This is a genomic window from Pradoshia sp. Z4_20 (assembly GCF_058216035.1).
Window position 1 is genome coordinate 24,404 of record NZ_JBZAJD010000002.1, and the last position, 17,364, is coordinate 41,767.

Here is a 17,364-nt window from a genome sequence, read left to right on the forward strand (position 1 = left end):
ACTCCTCCTAAATTGTTTTATAAACTTGATAGTTTATCAGCTAATTTATAAAATAAATCATGCACATCTTCTTGCTTTGGCACTTTAATGTTTGTTAGAATTCCATTCCCAGATATAGCATCTTTCCCCAACAATGTAATATTCCTTCTTAAGTCATCAACATCTATATACTTTTTACCATCCTCCCATATATTGAATATGTCATTATAGTTATGAAGGATGTCTAATGTCTTTACAGCTAACTCTTCCTTACTCAAACTCGGCTCAGCCCCTAAAGCTAATGCAATATCTGCATATTTATCACTAGCTGAATCTAATCCATATTCAACTACAAATGGCATGAGGAGAGCGACACTTAATCCATGCGGTATATGGAAACGCGCACCCAATGGCCGACCAGCTGCATGCGCTAGATTTGTTGAAGCATTTGAAAAAGCAATTCCTGCATAACAACTACCAAGAAGCATATTTTGCCTAGCTTCAATGTTATTACCATTTTCATAAATGACAGGCAAGGAATTACTGATTCTGTCTATCGCCTCAAGTGCAAAAGGCTCAGTCATAATGGTAGAATTAGTAGAAACATATGCTTCCATTGCATGACTTAAGGCATCAAGACCTGTATAAGCTGTAAAGTTCTTAGGAAGACTTAAAGTAAGTTCCGGATCAAGAATTGCTATATCCGGTATGAGATGAGGATGACCTGGATTCATTTTAATATTTGAATCAGTATCAGTTATAACCATTATTTTCGTAGCTTCAGAACCTGTTCCTGCGGTAGTAGGTATTGCTAATAAAGGTAATCTATTAAGGTGAGGTTTCTTTACAATGTCAGCCCAATCAAGATTTTCGTTACAGCTAAATAAAGCAACAGCTTTTCCAATATCAATTGCACTTCCTCCACCAATGGATACAATACAATCTCCATTGAATTCCCTTAGTACAGTAAGCGCATTACTTACATGTTCAGTTGTAGGTTCACCGGAATACGAACTAAAGATAGCACTTTCAATTTTCTCCGAGATTAAAATCTCCTTTACTTTTATATCTAAGCTAATTTCAGGTCTTGTCAGAAATGTATCCATAATAACTAATACTCTTGTTCCGCCAGCTTGTGATACCATACTTCCTAGAGAATTTATACTGGTTGCTCCTAAATGTATTTGACCAGGTAAATCTAATCTTAAGACATTCTTCACCATCTTAATCCTCCTTTCAAAAATATTTGGTTACAACTATATATATTGCAATTATCATGCCAACCTTAATCTTCTTGTTTAACAAGTGTTTTCTATTTATAATTAAGGATAATGGTGTTGAAACGTCACCATAACGGTGTTTTTTTTCACCACCTAAAAATATAGACAAGGAGGGAAACTTTGATAGATGAATATAACGTAGGAGATAGTAGTAAATCTGATGAGTTAATTAAATTACAATCTATAAACGAAATTCTCCATTCCATCGTTCAGTATTCCTCAGATGGACTGTTTGTGGTCAACGATGAAGGCATAGTAATTGAAGTGAACAAAGCATACGAAGAAATGACAGGAATATCAAAAAAAGAGGTAATAAATAGAAATATCACAGACCTTGTATTAAATCAATACTTTGACAAATCTGCCGCCTCAATAGCATTAGATACAAAAAAAAAGACAACTATTATACAACAAATAAAACAACAGAAATATTTTGTAGTAACAGCAAACCCTATTCTTGATAAAAATCAAAAAGTTTCAATGGTCGTCACCAGCGTCCGTGATATCAGCTATCTTTATCATTTACAAAAACAGCTTCAAGATTCTCATCATATTACTAACAACACCCCAAATACACTCTATAACCAACCAGACTTTTATATAGTATACAATAGCCCACAGATGAAAATGTTATATCAAAAAATCGAACAAATATCTCAATTCCCAACGAATATTTTGATTACAGGCGATTCCGGAACAGGTAAAGAAGTATTAGCTAACTTAATACATCAATTGAGCTCCAAATCAAACCAACCCTTTATAAAGGTGAATTGTTCTGCTATCCCAAACGAACTATTTGAATCAGAGATGTTTGGATTTACAGGTGGTTCCTTTACTGGCGCTAAAAAGGAAGGGAAACCCGGATTTTTTGAACAAGCAAACAATGGAACAATATTATTAGACGAAATTGGAGAAATCCCCATTCAATTTCAAGTAAAGTTACTTCGTGTATTGCAAGAAAAAAGCATCACTCGTATCGGATCTACTAAACCTATCAATCTATCGTTTAGATTAATTTGCTCAACGAATCAAAATCTAGAAAGATTAATCCATGAAAAGAAGTTCAGGTTAGACCTATGGTATAGAATTAATGTTGTTCAATTGAAGATACCACCCCTAAAGTCCAGAAAAGATGATATCCCACCACTTGTGGAACAATTCAAAGATGAGTTTTGTAATAAATACAAACTGACAAAACAAATTTTACCCGAAACTATGAACAAGCTAATTGAATACGATTGGCCAGGTAACGTTAGAGAATTAAGAAATGTAATTGAATATGTAATTATCTCAACTCTTACTTCACAGGTTGGACCTGCCGATCTTCCCGATAATATAAGAGAAAATTGGAATTTAGAAATGCCGTTAATTAGCGAGGATGAGTTTTCAGATCAGGCTTCCCATTTACTCTCAAAAGAAATTAGTCTTAAATCAGCCCTTGAACAATATGAGACAGAAATTATAATTAGTACATTGAAAAGGACAAGCAGCATTCGTTCAGCTGCTCAACAACTTAAAATTGATCATTCCAGTTTAATAAGAAAAATGCGACGACTGAATATAACCTATTAAATAGATATCTGTGGGTTAGGTAAACTACAAATATTTTCTTTCAGAAATTTTACAAATATATCAGCAGTAAGACTTAAATAATGTTCATCATATAGCATATAAAAATTTCGCTTCATCGTTATATCTTTAATATGCAATTGTTTCAAAGTATTTAAAGCTAATTCTTTTCTTACAGCTGAATGGGAAATAATCGAAATACCTGTAATTGATTCAACGGCAGATTTAATAGACTCAGTGCTTTCCAGTTCCAATACAATGTTTAATTTTGAGGGATCCAGATTGTTTTCCTTTAGTTTTTCTTCAATCACTTGTCTTGTCCCGGATCCCTGCTCTCTCATAATAAAAGGAAGAGAAAAAAGTTGGTCGATTGTTATATAGTCAGTCTCTATTAATGAATTATGGGGAGATGTGATTATAATTAACTCGTCTTCTAGAAAAGCTTCTTGCTTAAAATCAGGATATTTCAGCATTGATTCAATAAAACCTAGATGTATCTCTGTATCTTTAAGTTTTGTAATAATCTGTGCAGAATTATTAAGTTTTAATTTCAAGCTGATATTAGGATGAACTTTCACAAATTCTCCAAATAAGTAAGGTAAAATATATTCTCCTACTGTTAAACTCGCACCAATGATCAATGTCCCTTGAATTGTGTTAGATAACATTTCAATTTCTTTTTTTGTTGAATGTATCTGCCTTAATATTAATTCAGATGAACTGAATAACACTTTTCCTATAGGTGTTAAATATACCTTTTTAGTTGTTCTTTCAAATAATTTAACACCTAAATGTTCTTCTAATCTTCTAATATGTAAACTAACATTCGGTTGAGTCATATGTAATGATTTAGCTGTTTCTGAGAAATTCCTCTTTTTAGCTAATGTGTGAAATATCTTTAAATCCTCAAAGTTCATATATACTCCCCCTTTAAAAGAAGATCTATAATAAAAATGTATAAAACATATGAAATTTCTAAATAAGTGACGTATATATTTCTATGCTATCTTTAATTAAGCTACATTTTACCTGTAGCTACTTAAAGGAGGAATGCTTAATGTCACAATCCCCATTAGAAAAACGTCAACAACATAGCACTTATCCCATGTTTCAAATGGTCGGTGGTATTGGATTTACTTTTTTTATAGCTTTATTAGGGTTAGGTTTATCCAAAATTAGTGGATTTAATCTAATGGGTCCACTGGCCTGTTCGATAATTATAGCTATTATCTATAGACAAATTTGGAGTTATCCAGAAAAAATCAGAAAAGGAATCGAATTTTCATCAAAAAAACTATTAAGGTTCGCAATCATTCTTTATGGTTTGAAATTAAATATTAATATAATCTTCAATCAAGGTATGCCTCTGATCTTGCGTGGTATTATTACTATCGCCTTTGCTCTGATAATTACAATACTCCTTGCCAAGTGGTTGAAAGCAGACATGTCATTATCCTTGTTATTAGCTGTAGGAACAGGTATATGTGGCGCAGCAGCAATTGCTGCTGTGTCTCCAATTTTGAAAAGCAAAGAAGAAGATACAGCTATGGGAATTGGTATTATTGCGTTAGTTGGGACTTTTTTTGCTGTCTTATACACATTCCTTCGACCTATAATCCCCCTATCCGACTTAGACTATGGAATATGGAGTGGTGCCAGCTTGCATGAAATAGCTCATGTTGCTTTAGCTACAGCTCCGGCTAGTCAAGATGCAATGGCTATTGCTCTATTGGCCAAATTAAGCCGAGTCTTATTATTAATACCATTTTGCTATCTCTTAATTTTTTGGATAAACAGTCGAAAAAAATCTAACAATATAAACTCCAAAATAGAATTTCCTTGGTTCTTACTTGGCTTTATTGCTATGAGTTTAATCAATAGTTTCATTTTGGGAGAATATATAATTATTCCTGATTCTTTTTATAACATTATTAACATTTTCACCACTTATATTCTGACAATGGCAATGGTTGGTCTCGGTTTAAACGTGAGTTTCCAAGCTATACGTTCTAAGGCATTAAAACCACTTATAGCAATTTTTATTACCTCTGTATTGCTTTCCATTGTTTCATTTTTCTCCATTTAATAATCTTTTGCATTCGCTTTACTACAATAAAGAGTTCAACAAATGAGGGCATTAATCCTTCTTTAAAATTAAGTGTGCTTTATTAACACTTAAACTTTAAACATTGTTCTTAAAAAAGGCAAAAAAATCACCTATACCTTTACTACCTATTAACCACATGAAGACTTAGTTTATAATTCACTTTCGCAAAAATAACACACTTGATAATAAAAGTTCTGGGATAGTTTAATAGTTTAAATATCTTTTTCCAAAAAAATACTCCTCCTAAGGTAAGCGGATTTTAAACAAATCAACTCTCTCAGGCGGAGTATTTTAAACTTCTCTATTTCAACTATTAATATGGATTTGAGACGATACTGCGGATATAGTTTCTTGATAGATTTTTTTCCTAGTAGGATCCTCCAGGAAATGCATACTAATTAAATCGATGAGGTAAAGCGCGCTTAAATCAAGACCGGTTGATAAGTAGGCATTGCGAACAGGATGAACGGTCCATAGCACTTCATCCGATAATTTTGTTAGATATGTATGGTCATAGGCGGTTAGAGAGATTAATTTAACATCTTTTTTCTTCGCTTCATTAACAGATGAGATTAACTCCCGGGTTTGCCCAGAGCGTGAAATAGCTAATAGTAAGTCCCCTTTTTTTAATAAGGTACTTCTAATAATCATTAAATGTGGATCGGTTACAGCTTCACTGGCAAAACCCATCCTACTCAATCGGTAATTTAATTCCTGTGCGGCAAGTCCCGAACTTCCTAAACCATAGATAAAGATCCGCTTAGCATTTGTAACTAATTTGAGTGCTTTCATGATCGATTTGCGACTGTTTAACCCCTGTATATCGCGGATTACATCCATATACTGACTTCTAATTTTAGAATCCATATCTTCCGCTTCTTCATGGTGCGTCTCTCTTGCTAGATTCATTTTTAATTCGACGAAATTTTTACAGGATACTTTTCTACAGAATCGTGTAATCGTTGCAACGGATACATTCGTCTTTTCTGCTATTTCTTTGATCGTGCACTTGGAAGCTTCTGATGGCGAAGAAAGCAAATAATCAGCTAAGCCTTTTTCTTTATCGGAGAATGAAGAATATTTCGATTGAATTTCCTTCAAGAGCGTAACCATAGATGACTCCTTCCTCCTTAATGATTGATCAGCAACCCCTCTTTATTTCTTCAACAAAGCGACTTGTTATTTGCTGTGGCCGAGTGATTGCTCCCCCGACTACAACGGAGTAAGCTCCAAGGTCAAGTACCCTTCCCGCCATTTCAGGAGTGATAACATTTCCTTCAGCTATAACAGGGATTGAGACATTTTTTAAGACTGTTTTGATAAATTCAAAATCATTCTCATATAATTTACATCCTTTTGTCTCATTTGTATAGCCATAAAGGGTTGTGGAAACACAATCAAAGCCCAATCGTTCCGCATTCATCGCATCTTCCAAAGAGGAGATATCTGCCATCAACTGAACCCCTGGATAATGCTCTTTTACATATGAAACTAGATCAACTAATGTTTCTCCATTCGAACGTTCTCTTAGTGTTGCGTCCATCGCAATCATTTCACAGCCTGTCTCAATTAGTTCATTGACTTCTTGTTTTGTTGCTGTGATAAAAACTTCACTATTTGGATAATTTCGCTTTACAATTCCTACGACCGGTAAATCTACTTCTTTTTTAATCGCGATAATATCCGGTTTCGATTCTGCCCGAATACCAGCCGCTCCACCTTGCTTGGCAGCCAGAGCAAGCTTTGACATGATAAATGAGCTATGAAGAGGCTCACTCTCTTGGGCCTGACATGAAACTACAAGACCCTTTTTTATTTGTTCTAACATTTTTTATTCACCTACTATTTCTGTTTTTCTACCTTGATGATTACAATTGGAGCACGTTTCCCCTGCAGCAAATCCAATTAACGAAACTTAAATAGTGGAGGTAGCTTAGCATTAATATATAGATTAAAGAAAGAAAAAACATAATACCGCTACAGCTCCACCTATTAACCTTTTAGGATTATTTAACGTTGTTTATCTCATTCTTTAAGATCTCTGCGAGGGCTCCATATACGACTTGAACACCCTTGCCTTTCTTAAAGAGTCCCTTTGCCTTCAGTTCATCTTTCCAAACTGAATCTTCGGCAACTTTATCGATATCCTTAACTGTTACTCTTAATCTTGTTATACATGCATCCACGTCCACTAGGTTTTCTCTTCCACCTAAGGCTGTGATTACATCCTCGATATCAATATCTTTTAACAAAGCATCTTTCTTCGTATATAACTTATTCTCAGATTCCTCCCCACGACCTGGAGTTTTTAAATTCAATTTTAGAATAAGAGTTTTAAATACAAAGTAGTAGATAAGTGCTGTTGGAATTCCGAGAATAAGAATCCAAATGTAATTCGTTTTATCATTACCCTGCAATAGACCGAATAATGTAAAATCAATAATACCCCTTGAGAAAGTAACCCCTACCGATACATCTAAAGCATATAAAGCAGCATAGGAAATTCCCTCTAGGATGGCATGAATCCCGTAAAGTAATGGTGCTACAAAAAGGAATGTAAATTCGATTGGTTCAGTAATCCCTGTTAAGAAGGATGTTAAGGCTGCTGAAAATAGAATACCACCTACAATTTTCTTGTTTTTACTGTTAGCAGTATGATACATAGCAAGGGCAGCTGCTGGTAAACCAAACATCATTGGTAAGTATCCACCTGTGAAATACTTCGTTGCTTCAGCTGAAAATTTGGTAACAGTCGGATCAGCCAATTGGGCGAAGAAAATGCTTTGTCCACCTTGTATGATTTTTCCTGCAACCTCTAATTCTCCACCAAGTGAGGTGTACCAGAATAGTGGATAAATCGCATGATGAAGTCCAAAAATATTGAGAAGTCTCATCAGAGATCCATAGAAGAACATTCCGATCGGGCCTGTTCGTCCAAAGAATTCTGAGAAGGTTGAAATTCCAAGGTGGACATATGGCCAAATAAATGGAATTATCACCCCTACTACACTGATTGCAAATACTGAAATAATCGGAATAAACCTTACTCCAGAGAAAAACGAAAGTGCTTCTGGAAGCTGCTTGTTGTAATATCTATTAGCTAAAAAGGCTACTAATAAACCAACAATAATTCCTCCAAGCACGCCAATTCTAACTGTAAAAATACCAAGCTCGTATCCATATACGTTTGCCTGCTTTGCTGCTTCAACCGGATCTAGACCCTGTGATAAGAAATAGTCTACCGTTGTCGTCTCTGGTGTATGACCCAGGAAACCTAGAATGGTACCAACGATAACATGCATGACAAGAAAAGCGATTGCCGCTGATAAACCCGCTGCACCTTTTTCCTGTAATGCTAACCCTGAAGCAATCCCAACAGCAAATATCAAAGGCAAGTTAGCAAAAACAATATTACCAATTGCAGACATGGTGCTTAAAATATAAAACAAAATTGTGCCTTCTCCTAGGATTCCTTCCAACCCATAGGTTTCTACCATAAGGGGGTTGGTAAAAGCTGCCCCAATACCAAGCATGATCCCGGCTATTGGCAAAACAGCAATAGGAATCATAAAAGCTTTTCCTAAACGTTGCAGTTTTTCAAACATTCGTATCCCTCCATTTTCAATCAGATTTAAAACCCTTCGCTTAATAAGTTGTTACTTTTGAAAAAAATTATCATAAATCACATTTAATGTAATTTATTATCTTCTATTATATGAGAGTACTAGATTAATATGCAAATAATTTTTAGAATTATTTTACTATATTGATAAATTTTATAATTTTTCCAAATTCCACATGTAATGTTCGTCCCTTTGGTAGATTATTTGTAGGGCAATAGATATGGATATAGGACTAGAAAGGAACTGAACTCAAAAAATATATGTATTTTGATTGGTTATTTTTGCTTTTGGTAAGATCACTGATTAAATTTGTCAGTAACACATTTCTAGGATCAACACTCTCGATAGTTTAAGAACATACGTTCACAAACTATACAAACAAACACCAGATGTTTATGATCCATCTGGTGTTTGTTTGAAAATATATTTTATTTCTCTCATTATGATTTATTTTTTTACTGCAGGTGGTCCAAATAATCCGCGCTGAAAATCGCGGAACGCCTCCCTGATTTCTTCCTGTGTATTCATTACAAATGGTCCACCAAGAGCTATTTCTTCCCGGATCGGAACGCCTGAATAAATCAATACTTTAGAACGAGATAATGCTTTTATTTTTAATTCACTTGAGTTAGAATCGGAGCCTTCCTCAATAAAGGATAGTGTAGCCGCTCCTGTTTTGGCTATATTTGTCTTACTTTCTCCATACTCCATCTCACCCGCCAACATATACAAAAATGCATTATGATTCTCAGGCAAAACATGTGTGTATTCAGCCCCTTCACGGAGGCTAATTTCTGTCATCGTAATAGGAACCAAACTATTCATAGGTCCCGTTACCCCTGCAACATCACCTGAGTAAACACGAATGGAACCCCCTTCAACATTCACAACAGGAGCATCTTCTACATAGATGTTTTGATAACTTGTTTCTGTATGCTTCAGACTTTTTGGCAGATTCAGCCACAGCTGTAAGGTATGAATAAGATCATCGTCAAAAGCCTCTTCCGCATGCCTAGCTGCCCAACCAGCATTCATGTATTGGGCATCACCAGCATCCAAAATGCTATACCCTCCTGCATTATCTATATGTTCAAGCCTTCCATCAATAACATACGTTATAGTTTGAAAGCCTCTGTGGGGATGGTCGGAGAAGGTTCCACGCTTAAACCAGTCTTCAGCCATTAGAATAAACGGGGAAAATTCCTCATTCCTCTCAGGATTTAAAATCATTCCTTGTTGAACATGCGGGTATCCATTTTTGTTGTATACTGGATACCAAAAATCTTTTACTTCTCTCTGAAATGTTGATTCATTAGACATTTCAATACCTCCTTTTGGACTTTTAAACATATGAATAAATTTATTTTCGTGCAGCTTTAAACTACTTTACAAAATTTCAATTGGGTTTCTTTTTAGCTCTTATTAGAAACTTTGCAATTAATTTTTCAGGCTGTTTCCGTGTAGCATGAATTGGAATTCCTTAAAGAAGTCATCAACGATCATTTCAATAATCCCTAAGGCAGTTTCTTTTGGTAGGCATTTGGTTCTTGATTTAAAACCCCGAGCCCTTGTATTCTGTGATTGTTTCTTCACCAAATACTTTTACTGTAAACTCTTTTTTATTTCAGAATCATTACTTTTTCCCTTATTGATATCCCACTATCTTACCATTAACATATTACCATAATATTCCGATTTGTCGTCAGAATATCACTGTATAATCCGGTTTAAATTAGTGATTATTCAACCACTGTGCTATACTTAGCCTACCATTTGATATTACTAGTTTCATACGTTTGTTACAGAGGCTCTATTCATTTCTTGAATTGAATAGGGCTATATTTTTATTCTCAAAATTATTGATTAAACAAAAAATAGACCCTACTAATGTAGGGTCTATCTATTAGCTGTTATTAAGCTTTTTGAACGTTTGTAGCTTGTGGGCCACGTTGTCCTTGTTCTACTTCAAACGTTACACTTTGACCTTCGTCTAAAGATTTGAAGCCTTCGCTTTGGATTGCTGAGAAATGTACGAATACGTCTTCTCCGCCTTCACGTTCAATAAATCCAAAACCTTTATCTGCATTAAACCATTTCACTTTACCTTGTTCCATAATTGTTGCCTCCTAGTGTGTTTCCACACAATGTGTTACTATCCTTGCTCAAAAACCTTAGACGAAAATCAAAATCGCTTCTCAATCTGAAAACGAACAAAAATAATTCTTCTTTAGAATAACAGATAAATTCTAAAATAGCAAATTATTAGACTTATACCTTCTATATCACACTAAACATGTGAGTTAATATTCTTCAAGGAGAAATGTTTACATTTGGTAATTTCAGGAGTATCACCAATCAATGATTCACTAGTGAACTGAGATAATTATAGTCATTGGCTCTCAATCTTTTGTGAATTTTATTACTTAAAAAACCTTCATTAACGTAAAACAAGGTAAACCATTAGATTTACCCTGCTCTCTTTAAACATTATACCGGTAAGCTTAAACCATTTTCTTAATCTTACCTTTTTTCTTCTATTATATTTGTTTCTCTAACGCACTTTTAGCAAGTAAGGTCAATGTAGAATCATCCATAGGAGGATTATGCAGACCAGCTCGAACATCACGATAATATCTTTGCATTGGATTTTTCCGTTGCAGGCTTTGTGCACCGACTATTCGCATGGCCGTATCGACAATCGAGATCGCTTGATTGGTTATAGCCGTTTTCACAGCTGCCAATTCAGGACCCATTTGTTCCCGCTTCTCAGGATACTGCTCCCATCTTTGAGCAACAGAATACAAGAAGCTCCTCGACTGCATCAGCTCAAGCTCCATTTGGCCAATCTTTGCCTGAATATGCGGCAGTTCAGAGATTGTGCCCTTTAAACTGTTTGGGGAATACGTTTTTGCAAATTGAATTGCATAGTTACGTGCTCCTTTTGCAATGCCGATATAACAGGCAGGTATATGTAAAAGCCAGCCCGAAGCTTTTCTAGCAGATGCTCTTTCCACAAAATATTCTTCACGAAGCACTACATTTTCCATAAGTAAATCATGGCTGCCAGTTCCCTGCATCGAGATCATATCCCATGTTTCATCAATACTCACACCGCTCTGGTTTTTGTATACTTTAAACCAACCAATCGTTTCCTCGTCAGGAATCCATGCACTTACAAGAAAAATATCCAAAACCGGAGCCAGTGAGGTGTACGTTTTTCTTCCGTTAAGAATCCATTTATCTCCTTTTCTAAGAGCGATCGTCTCTGGTCTACCTCCCCTTGTTGGGCTACCTGTCGCTGGTTCAGATGCGGCACGATTAACCAAAGCTCCGTCAGCGATTTCGTTAAATAGTTTCTTTTTATTTTCTTCTGTCCATGTTTTATTTTCTAAGAGCTCCAGGATCACCATATTGTGCCACCCAATTGCTAGTGACGTTGAACCGCAATGCTCGGCGATGATCTCCTGGCCAAGCAAAAAAGTCGTTAACCCTTCCCCTGCTCCTCCAAATTCCTGTGGCAAGGTTAAGGTTGTATACTTCATTTTTTTCAAATCGGTAATATTCTCGGCTGGAAATGAGCGTTCCTCGTCATATTTTTGTGCACTTACAGAAAACTCTTTTGCTACGTCTTTTAATTGCTGCAAAATAGTTTCTTGTTGCTTTGTTAAATATTCCTCCATGTTGCCAGCTCCCTTATCGAAAAAACTATTCTGGGTTGAATAGTATGGTTTATATGTTTATCATATCACTTTGCCGTTTCTATACCCATTACCAAACTATAATTATTCCCCTATTCCCTAAGCAAAACGCCTATGCAAATGTTCTATAACGTGCATTAACTAATTATAAAGAGAGGGGAGACTACATTTGAGTAATGAAAGTGATAAAGATTTTTTTGATTATGCTTCTGATCTAATTAGTGAACAAGTCCAGGTTATTACAGTTGAAGGTTCATATTACGGGGAATTAAAGGCGTTAAAGAGCGACTTTTTGTTGCTGCTTACCACAAATAGAGGTCAAACTAGCATAATAGCCATCCGCTTCAAGAAAATAATTGGCATTTCAAGAAACCTATACAAGGAAAGAAGACGTCCATTATTCTTCGGTCAACAATGGAACCAAGAGCAGGATCATACAGACGACCAATATGATGATCATGTAGAGGATCATTATGAACATTCAGCAGACAATGATCATGGTGAGCATGAAAATCATGATTTTCATGACGAAAAATAATTCAAAAGAAGTAAGGACTCTGCTTTTACCTCCGCGAGTCCTTTCTTTGTTTTACTAATTGCCTTAGAGCAGACCTTAAATCCGGATAGATAAATGAGTATCCGGCTTCGATTAATTTTTTGGGTATCACCTTTTGCCCTTGCAGTATTAACGTACTCATTTCTCCAAGAGCTGTCTTCATGAAAATAGAAGGAATGGTTGTCCAATGCGGTTTATTAAGTACCTCACCCAGAGTTTTACCGAAATCCTCCATTCTCTTTGGATGCGGAGCGGTAAAATTCACCGGGCCATTTATTTGGTTATTTCGGATACAAAATAAAATTGCATTTGCCACATCCTCAACATGAATCCACGAATACCATTGTCGGCCTGAACCTAAATTACCTCCGACAAATAGCTTATAGGGCAAAATCAATTTTGGAAAAGCCCCTTCTTTGGCACCAAGAATTAGACCAAAACGGGCAAATACGACTCTCATTCCAAAATCTGTTACTTTTTGGGCTCCCTGCTCCCACTGAACAACAGTTTCCGCCAGAAAATTGTCACCTGCTTGTTTCCAGTCCTCATGATAGGTTTGTTCTAGAGATGGCTCATAACAACCAATAGCACTTGCATTGATTAAAATTCGAGGTTTAGGGTCAAGCTTTGCTATTATCCTATAGATCTCATTTGTTGCATTTATACGGCTTTTTAAAATTTGCTTTTTTCTTTTCTCCGTCCAACGACCAGAATTCAGGGATGTCCCAGCTAAATTAACAATAGCTTCAATCCCTTCCAATTCCTCTTCTGGTTTACTATATTCATTAAGCCATTCGACTGGTTTAACAGTTGACATTGTCAGCTTATTTTTATTACGGGTCAAAATATAAACCTCGTGACCTTCCCTGACTAATAATGCAGCAAGTTCCTTCCCAACAAAACCGCTACCGCCGGCAATCGCTATCTTCATCCTCCGCACCCCATTCATTTGCGACTATCAATTCAGAAAGACTTTTAATCTATTTTTGCTTACTTTTCTACTTCCCTCAAAAGAAAAAGATGTAAACATCATAATAATTACAACGTGGTATTCTCTCTATAAGTCTTCCTTTCCTAAATAATAGGGTAGGATTTTTTCCTCAATGCCATCTTCAGACATTTCAACTCTATATGCTGCTGCGTTCGGTCTGGAGCTCACTACTTTTACCAGCTCTCCATTTACATAATGAAGCCCTACCCCATCATCAGCAGCAATACCTGGATTTATTAATCCATCTTTAATCATTTGTAGATAGGCCGGTCTTCTATTCATTTCACCGTCGTAGTGAGGGGAATGACTCCCCTTTAATATCCCCAATGCCTTTATTGGTTCAAGAGTATCTCCAAATGAATCGGTCAATCCTTCCTCATACCAGCAAATTGCACCTGCACTTATACCGCACAATAGGATTCCTTGGTCATAAGCAGTTTTCAGTATTCGATCCAATCCCCACTCTTTCCAGAGAATTAATAAGTTCTTTGTATTACCTCCCCCAACATAGATAATATCCTGCTTGAGTATGTAATCTTGCAAATTTCTTGTAGGTGGCTTAAATAATGATAAGTGAGTTGGTTCGCACTCCTGCTCATTAAAAAAGGTATAAAACCTTTGTACATACCCGTCCGCATCCCCGCTGGCAGTTGGTACAAAGCATATTTTTGGCCTATTTACAGTAGCCTGTTTTAAAATATATCGATCCAATAACGGATTATCCGGTTCCATTGAGAAACCTCCGCCTCCTAAGGCAATAATCTGTCGCATAGCTCAATCCTCCCTTACTTTTGACGACCAATAACGTTCAGGCAAAACTTAGTCTATAAATAACGTTTAATATATGTTTGTTAACAGCGTTTATAATGAACAAATGCATAAAAAAGCCTTACTTAAGGCTTCTTTAAAACTTCAGTACTATTGATTTACCATCATCCTTAGAATGAATAGTTACTTGTTTTTGTACAGAGCGATTTTTTTCTAAATGGACATCATATGAACCAGGTTCTATGGTCAACTCATATTCACCTTTACTATTAGTTTGAACATTTAAGGGTTTCTTGTCTTGATTCTTAGAGTTTTTCTTAATCAAAATATCAGTTTCACCAAGTGCATGACCGGATGAATTCAAAAGGATAAATTTTATTTGAACATTTCTTCTGATATCCTCATCCGAGGAAGCAGTGATTTGTTTACTAGACGTGTGATTTAAATTCAAATCATGATCCCCAAAAGAATAGAAAATGGCATACAGATAAATCGAAAATACGATTACTGCATAAAATATGAGTTTAACCTTCGCCATCATATTCACATCTGATCGCCCCTTCATTCCCTTTAAAAAGTAATCATGAGCCTGCCTACTACCATTATATTTCCATCCTTAAGCTATCATTCCCTTCCAGTATTTAAAATTTGTTAAGAAAATACTAATAAGTGGCTCTAATAATCAGTTTGATAAACAGTATTGGAAGAGCAGAAAAAATGAACGAATTTGAACATTTAATTAGTCTATTACAACATGGAGCGATCTGGTCCATATTTACAACCATAGGATATTTATTTTTATTAGTTTGGTGGTTTTTGTTCTTATTCAAAAGTAAAAATAAAAGATAAATTATAAATTATAAATTTACAAACTGGTTCAGAATCCCTTTTGATTCTTCTTGAAGAGATTGTATTAATTCTTTAACCGATACTTCCCTGCTTAATCTTGGGCTCTGCCCAGACCAAAGTGACATATATTCCTTATTATTTTGTTCACTTGCTACCCTTCTTATTTCTTTAGTTAATGTATTTTGATAAGGATAAGCCGGCAATTCATTTTCGTACTCTCTCATATTTTCCATGAATTTATTGTTAACACCCCGGGCTGTCTTACCAGAAAAGACCCTGGTTAATAATACATCTTCTTCTGATGCATTAAGAATAGCCTTCTTATGTAATGGATGTGCTCCACTCTCTTTTGTAGTTAAAAAAGCTGTGCCTAATTGAACTGCTTTTGCACCAAGACATAAAGCCGCTGTGACACCTCTTCCATCCATAATCCCTCCTGCAGCAATAACAGGTATGGAAACATTATCTACAACTTGTGGAATTAAAGACATTAACCCTATTAAGCTATCTGGATTCATAAATGATCCTCTATGTCCTCCTGCTTCGCTGCCTTGAACAACCACTGCATCCATTCCTATACTCTCAACTATTTGGGCTTCTTTTACATTTGTTGCAGTACCTATAACAACTGTTCCGACCTTTTTTAATTCTTTCACAATCTCTTTACTTGGAATACCAAATGTGAACGAGCAAACCTTCAATTTTTCTTTTAATACTATTTCAATTTGTTCATCGAATTCTGATTTAGTAGAAATCGACAAATCATCCTTTACTATCTGAAGTTCTTTTCGATATTGGTCTAATAAACTATTCGTTTTTAAAATTTTATCTTCTATTAATTCATGATTTTCAGGTACAAAAAGATTTATACCAAATGGATGTTTAGTTAACTTTTTTACATTATGTATGAATTCTCTTGTTTTATCTGCTGTTAAATAACCGGCTCCAATACTACCTAAACAATTATTATTTGAAACTGATGAAACTAGTTCCGGAGTGGTCACGCCTGCCATAGGAGCTTGTAAGATGGGATATTTAATCCCTAACTCTTGAATCAATTTATTCTCCATAACGAGTTCCCCCTCATTTTTTTGAATTTATAATAAAGTTTTTCCCCAGGATGTATTGTATTTTTTACTTTTCATTGCTAGGTTGCCAAACGTTGAATAACCTTGAATGGATATTGCAATAATTCTCTGATAAAACAAGAAATATTTAGCTTTTGTAGCTTCTTAACTGATTAATGCTAATATCAATTAACCGTTTGATAACGGTTGATAGGCCGTCCTATCCCGCCATACTGTAATACAATTTCTACTTTGTTTTGCTTTTCGAGATGTTCCAGATAACGACGAGCTGTGACTCTTGCAAGTCCAGTCCCTTCGGCAACTTCTTCTGCCGAGATTGGTTTCTTTTTCTCTTCGATGAATAGAAGTATTTTCTCCATTGTTGCCGGGTTAAGTCCTTTAGGGAGTACTTCCTTCTTCATTTTATGCCCCTGTTCAGGTTGGCTGCGCAAGAGACGGTCCAATTCATCCTGAGTCAACTCCTCTTTCTGTTTGAATTGCTCCCTGTATGCCTTATAGTTTTCGAGCGCTTGCTTCATTCGCTCAAAGGTGAATGGCTTCATGACATAGTCAAAAGCTCCAAACTGCAGAATTTCCCGAATTGTCTGCTGGTCATTAGCTGCCGTAACGACGATGACCTCTGTCGAAATGGCCTTTTCCCTGATTTTGCGGATAGTAGCAAGCCCATCCTGTTCAGGCATGAATATATCCATTAAAACAAGTTCTGGCTTCAAGATTTCTATTTGTTCAAGCCCCACCTTACCGTTCGGGGCAAAACCGACGACATGGAAGCCTTCTATTTTCTCAATAAACCCACGATTAACCTCGCGTACCATTGGATCGTCCTCAATTAGTAATACAGTAACTGTTTCCATTT

At 35.7% G+C, this 17,364-nt stretch carries 16 protein-coding genes; 3 read left to right on the forward strand and 13 right to left on the reverse strand.

Features of this window, described 5'->3' with window-relative positions:
- Positions 1–17 precede the first annotated feature (17 nt).
- Positions 18–1,202, reverse strand: a complete 1,185-nt coding sequence (locus AC4BHP_RS06120) for an iron-containing alcohol dehydrogenase (RefSeq protein WP_490551718.1) — start codon at positions 1,200–1,202, stop codon at positions 18–20.
- A gap of 177 nt (positions 1,203–1,379) precedes the next feature.
- Here AC4BHP_RS06120 and AC4BHP_RS06125 point away from each other — a divergent pair, with 177 nt between their 5' ends.
- Positions 1,380–2,831 (forward strand): sigma-54 interaction domain-containing protein, encoded by a 1,452-nt coding sequence (locus AC4BHP_RS06125; protein ID WP_490551720.1) that lies wholly within the window; start codon positions 1,380–1,382, stop codon positions 2,829–2,831.
- Here AC4BHP_RS06125 and AC4BHP_RS06130 read toward each other — a convergent pair.
- Positions 2,828–3,745, reverse strand: a complete 918-nt coding sequence (locus AC4BHP_RS06130; RefSeq protein WP_490551722.1) for a selenium metabolism-associated LysR family transcriptional regulator — start codon at positions 3,743–3,745, stop codon at positions 2,828–2,830. The genes AC4BHP_RS06125 and AC4BHP_RS06130 overlap by 4 nt on opposite strands.
- Before the next feature lie 140 nt (positions 3,746–3,885).
- On the opposite strand from AC4BHP_RS06130, the gene AC4BHP_RS06135 reads away from it, so the two are divergent.
- On the forward strand, positions 3,886–4,914 hold the full coding sequence (locus tag AC4BHP_RS06135; protein ID WP_490551724.1) for a YeiH family protein: 1,029 nt from the start codon (positions 3,886–3,888) through the stop codon (positions 4,912–4,914).
- A 327-nt stretch (positions 4,915–5,241) separates the two neighbouring features.
- On the opposite strand, the gene AC4BHP_RS06140 is transcribed toward AC4BHP_RS06135, so the two are convergent.
- The 6 genes from AC4BHP_RS06140 to AC4BHP_RS06165 form a co-directional block, all read right to left on the reverse strand.
- Positions 5,242–6,048, reverse strand: a complete 807-nt coding sequence (locus tag AC4BHP_RS06140) for a MurR/RpiR family transcriptional regulator (protein WP_066104144.1) — start codon at positions 6,046–6,048, stop codon at positions 5,242–5,244.
- Positions 6,049–6,076: 28 nt separating this feature from the next.
- Positions 6,077–6,763: an N-acetylmannosamine-6-phosphate 2-epimerase gene (locus AC4BHP_RS06145; RefSeq protein WP_490551725.1), complete on the reverse strand. Its 687-nt coding sequence runs from the start codon at positions 6,761–6,763 to the stop codon at positions 6,077–6,079.
- Positions 6,764–6,941: 178 nt separating this feature from the next.
- The gene (locus tag AC4BHP_RS06150) at positions 6,942–8,540 is read right to left on the reverse strand and encodes a PTS transporter subunit EIIC (RefSeq protein ID WP_077248034.1); all 1,599 of its coding nucleotides are present in this window, start codon (positions 8,538–8,540) and stop codon (positions 6,942–6,944) included.
- 465 nt (positions 8,541–9,005) lie between these two features.
- Entirely contained in the window at positions 9,006–9,878 is an 873-nt protein-coding gene (locus AC4BHP_RS06155) for a pirin family protein (protein ID WP_490551727.1), read from the reverse strand.
- Between the two features lie 593 nt (positions 9,879–10,471).
- Positions 10,472–10,672, reverse strand: coding sequence for a cold-shock protein (locus AC4BHP_RS06160; RefSeq protein WP_050614125.1), 201 nt, complete (start codon positions 10,670–10,672; stop codon positions 10,472–10,474).
- A gap of 423 nt (positions 10,673–11,095) precedes the next feature.
- Complete coding sequence (locus tag AC4BHP_RS06165; RefSeq protein WP_490551730.1) at positions 11,096–12,238, reverse strand: acyl-CoA dehydrogenase family protein; 1,143 nt, start codon at positions 12,236–12,238, stop codon at positions 11,096–11,098.
- A gap of 187 nt (positions 12,239–12,425) precedes the next feature.
- Here AC4BHP_RS06165 and AC4BHP_RS06170 point away from each other — a divergent pair, with 187 nt between their 5' ends.
- Positions 12,426–12,794, forward strand: a complete 369-nt coding sequence (locus tag AC4BHP_RS06170; protein ID WP_139891090.1) for a hypothetical protein — start codon at positions 12,426–12,428, stop codon at positions 12,792–12,794.
- A gap of 25 nt (positions 12,795–12,819) precedes the next feature.
- Here AC4BHP_RS06170 and AC4BHP_RS06175 read toward each other — a convergent pair whose 3' ends face one another.
- From AC4BHP_RS06175 to AC4BHP_RS06195, 5 genes are all read right to left on the reverse strand, one after another.
- Complete coding sequence (locus tag AC4BHP_RS06175; protein WP_139891092.1) at positions 12,820–13,743, reverse strand: TIGR01777 family oxidoreductase; 924 nt, start codon at positions 13,741–13,743, stop codon at positions 12,820–12,822.
- Positions 13,744–13,869: 126 nt separating this feature from the next.
- Positions 13,870–14,574: a Type 1 glutamine amidotransferase-like domain-containing protein gene (locus tag AC4BHP_RS06180; protein ID WP_490551735.1), complete on the reverse strand. Its 705-nt coding sequence runs from the start codon at positions 14,572–14,574 to the stop codon at positions 13,870–13,872.
- Between the two features lie 133 nt (positions 14,575–14,707).
- Entirely contained in the window at positions 14,708–15,118 is a 411-nt protein-coding gene (locus AC4BHP_RS06185) for a hypothetical protein (RefSeq protein ID WP_140461378.1), read from the reverse strand.
- A gap of 310 nt (positions 15,119–15,428) precedes the next feature.
- Complete coding sequence (locus tag AC4BHP_RS06190) at positions 15,429–16,490, reverse strand: NAD(P)H-dependent flavin oxidoreductase (RefSeq protein ID WP_140461377.1); 1,062 nt, start codon at positions 16,488–16,490, stop codon at positions 15,429–15,431.
- A 182-nt stretch (positions 16,491–16,672) separates the two neighbouring features.
- Positions 16,673–17,362 (reverse strand): response regulator, encoded by a 690-nt coding sequence (locus tag AC4BHP_RS06195; RefSeq protein WP_066104175.1) that lies wholly within the window; start codon positions 17,360–17,362, stop codon positions 16,673–16,675.
- Positions 17,363–17,364: the final 2 nt, after the last annotated feature.

What these genes read in the sequence shown, in the direction of transcription:
- AC4BHP_RS06120 (WP_490551718.1), bottom strand. Translation starts at nt 1,202, where the DNA reads ATGGTGAAGAATGTCTTAAGATTAGATTTACCTGGTCAAATACATTTA.
- AC4BHP_RS06130 (WP_490551722.1), bottom strand. Translation starts at nt 3,745, where the DNA reads ATGAACTTTGAGGATTTAAAGATATTTCACACATTAGCTAAAAAGAGG.
- AC4BHP_RS06135 (WP_490551724.1), top strand. Translation starts at nt 3,886, where the DNA reads ATGTCACAATCCCCATTAGAAAAACGTCAACAACATAGCACTTATCCC.
- AC4BHP_RS06140 (WP_066104144.1), bottom strand. Translation starts at nt 6,048, where the DNA reads ATGGTTACGCTCTTGAAGGAAATTCAATCGAAATATTCTTCATTCTCC.
- AC4BHP_RS06145 (WP_490551725.1), bottom strand. Translation starts at nt 6,763, where the DNA reads ATGTTAGAACAAATAAAAAAGGGTCTTGTAGTTTCATGTCAGGCCCAA.
- AC4BHP_RS06150 (WP_077248034.1), bottom strand. Translation starts at nt 8,540, where the DNA reads ATGTTTGAAAAACTGCAACGTTTAGGAAAAGCTTTTATGATTCCTATT.
- AC4BHP_RS06155 (WP_490551727.1), bottom strand. Translation starts at nt 9,878, where the DNA reads ATGTCTAATGAATCAACATTTCAGAGAGAAGTAAAAGATTTTTGGTAT.
- AC4BHP_RS06160 (WP_050614125.1), bottom strand. Translation starts at nt 10,672, where the DNA reads ATGGAACAAGGTAAAGTGAAATGGTTTAATGCAGATAAAGGTTTTGGA.
- AC4BHP_RS06165 (WP_490551730.1), bottom strand. Translation starts at nt 12,238, where the DNA reads ATGGAGGAATATTTAACAAAGCAACAAGAAACTATTTTGCAGCAATTA.
- AC4BHP_RS06175 (WP_139891092.1), bottom strand. Translation starts at nt 13,743, where the DNA reads ATGAAGATAGCGATTGCCGGCGGTAGCGGTTTTGTTGGGAAGGAACTT.
- AC4BHP_RS06180 (WP_490551735.1), bottom strand. Translation starts at nt 14,574, where the DNA reads ATGCGACAGATTATTGCCTTAGGAGGCGGAGGTTTCTCAATGGAACCG.
- AC4BHP_RS06190 (WP_140461377.1), bottom strand. Translation starts at nt 16,490, where the DNA reads ATGGAGAATAAATTGATTCAAGAGTTAGGGATTAAATATCCCATCTTA.
- AC4BHP_RS06195 (WP_066104175.1), bottom strand. Translation starts at nt 17,362, where the DNA reads ATGGAAACAGTTACTGTATTACTAATTGAGGACGATCCAATGGTACGC.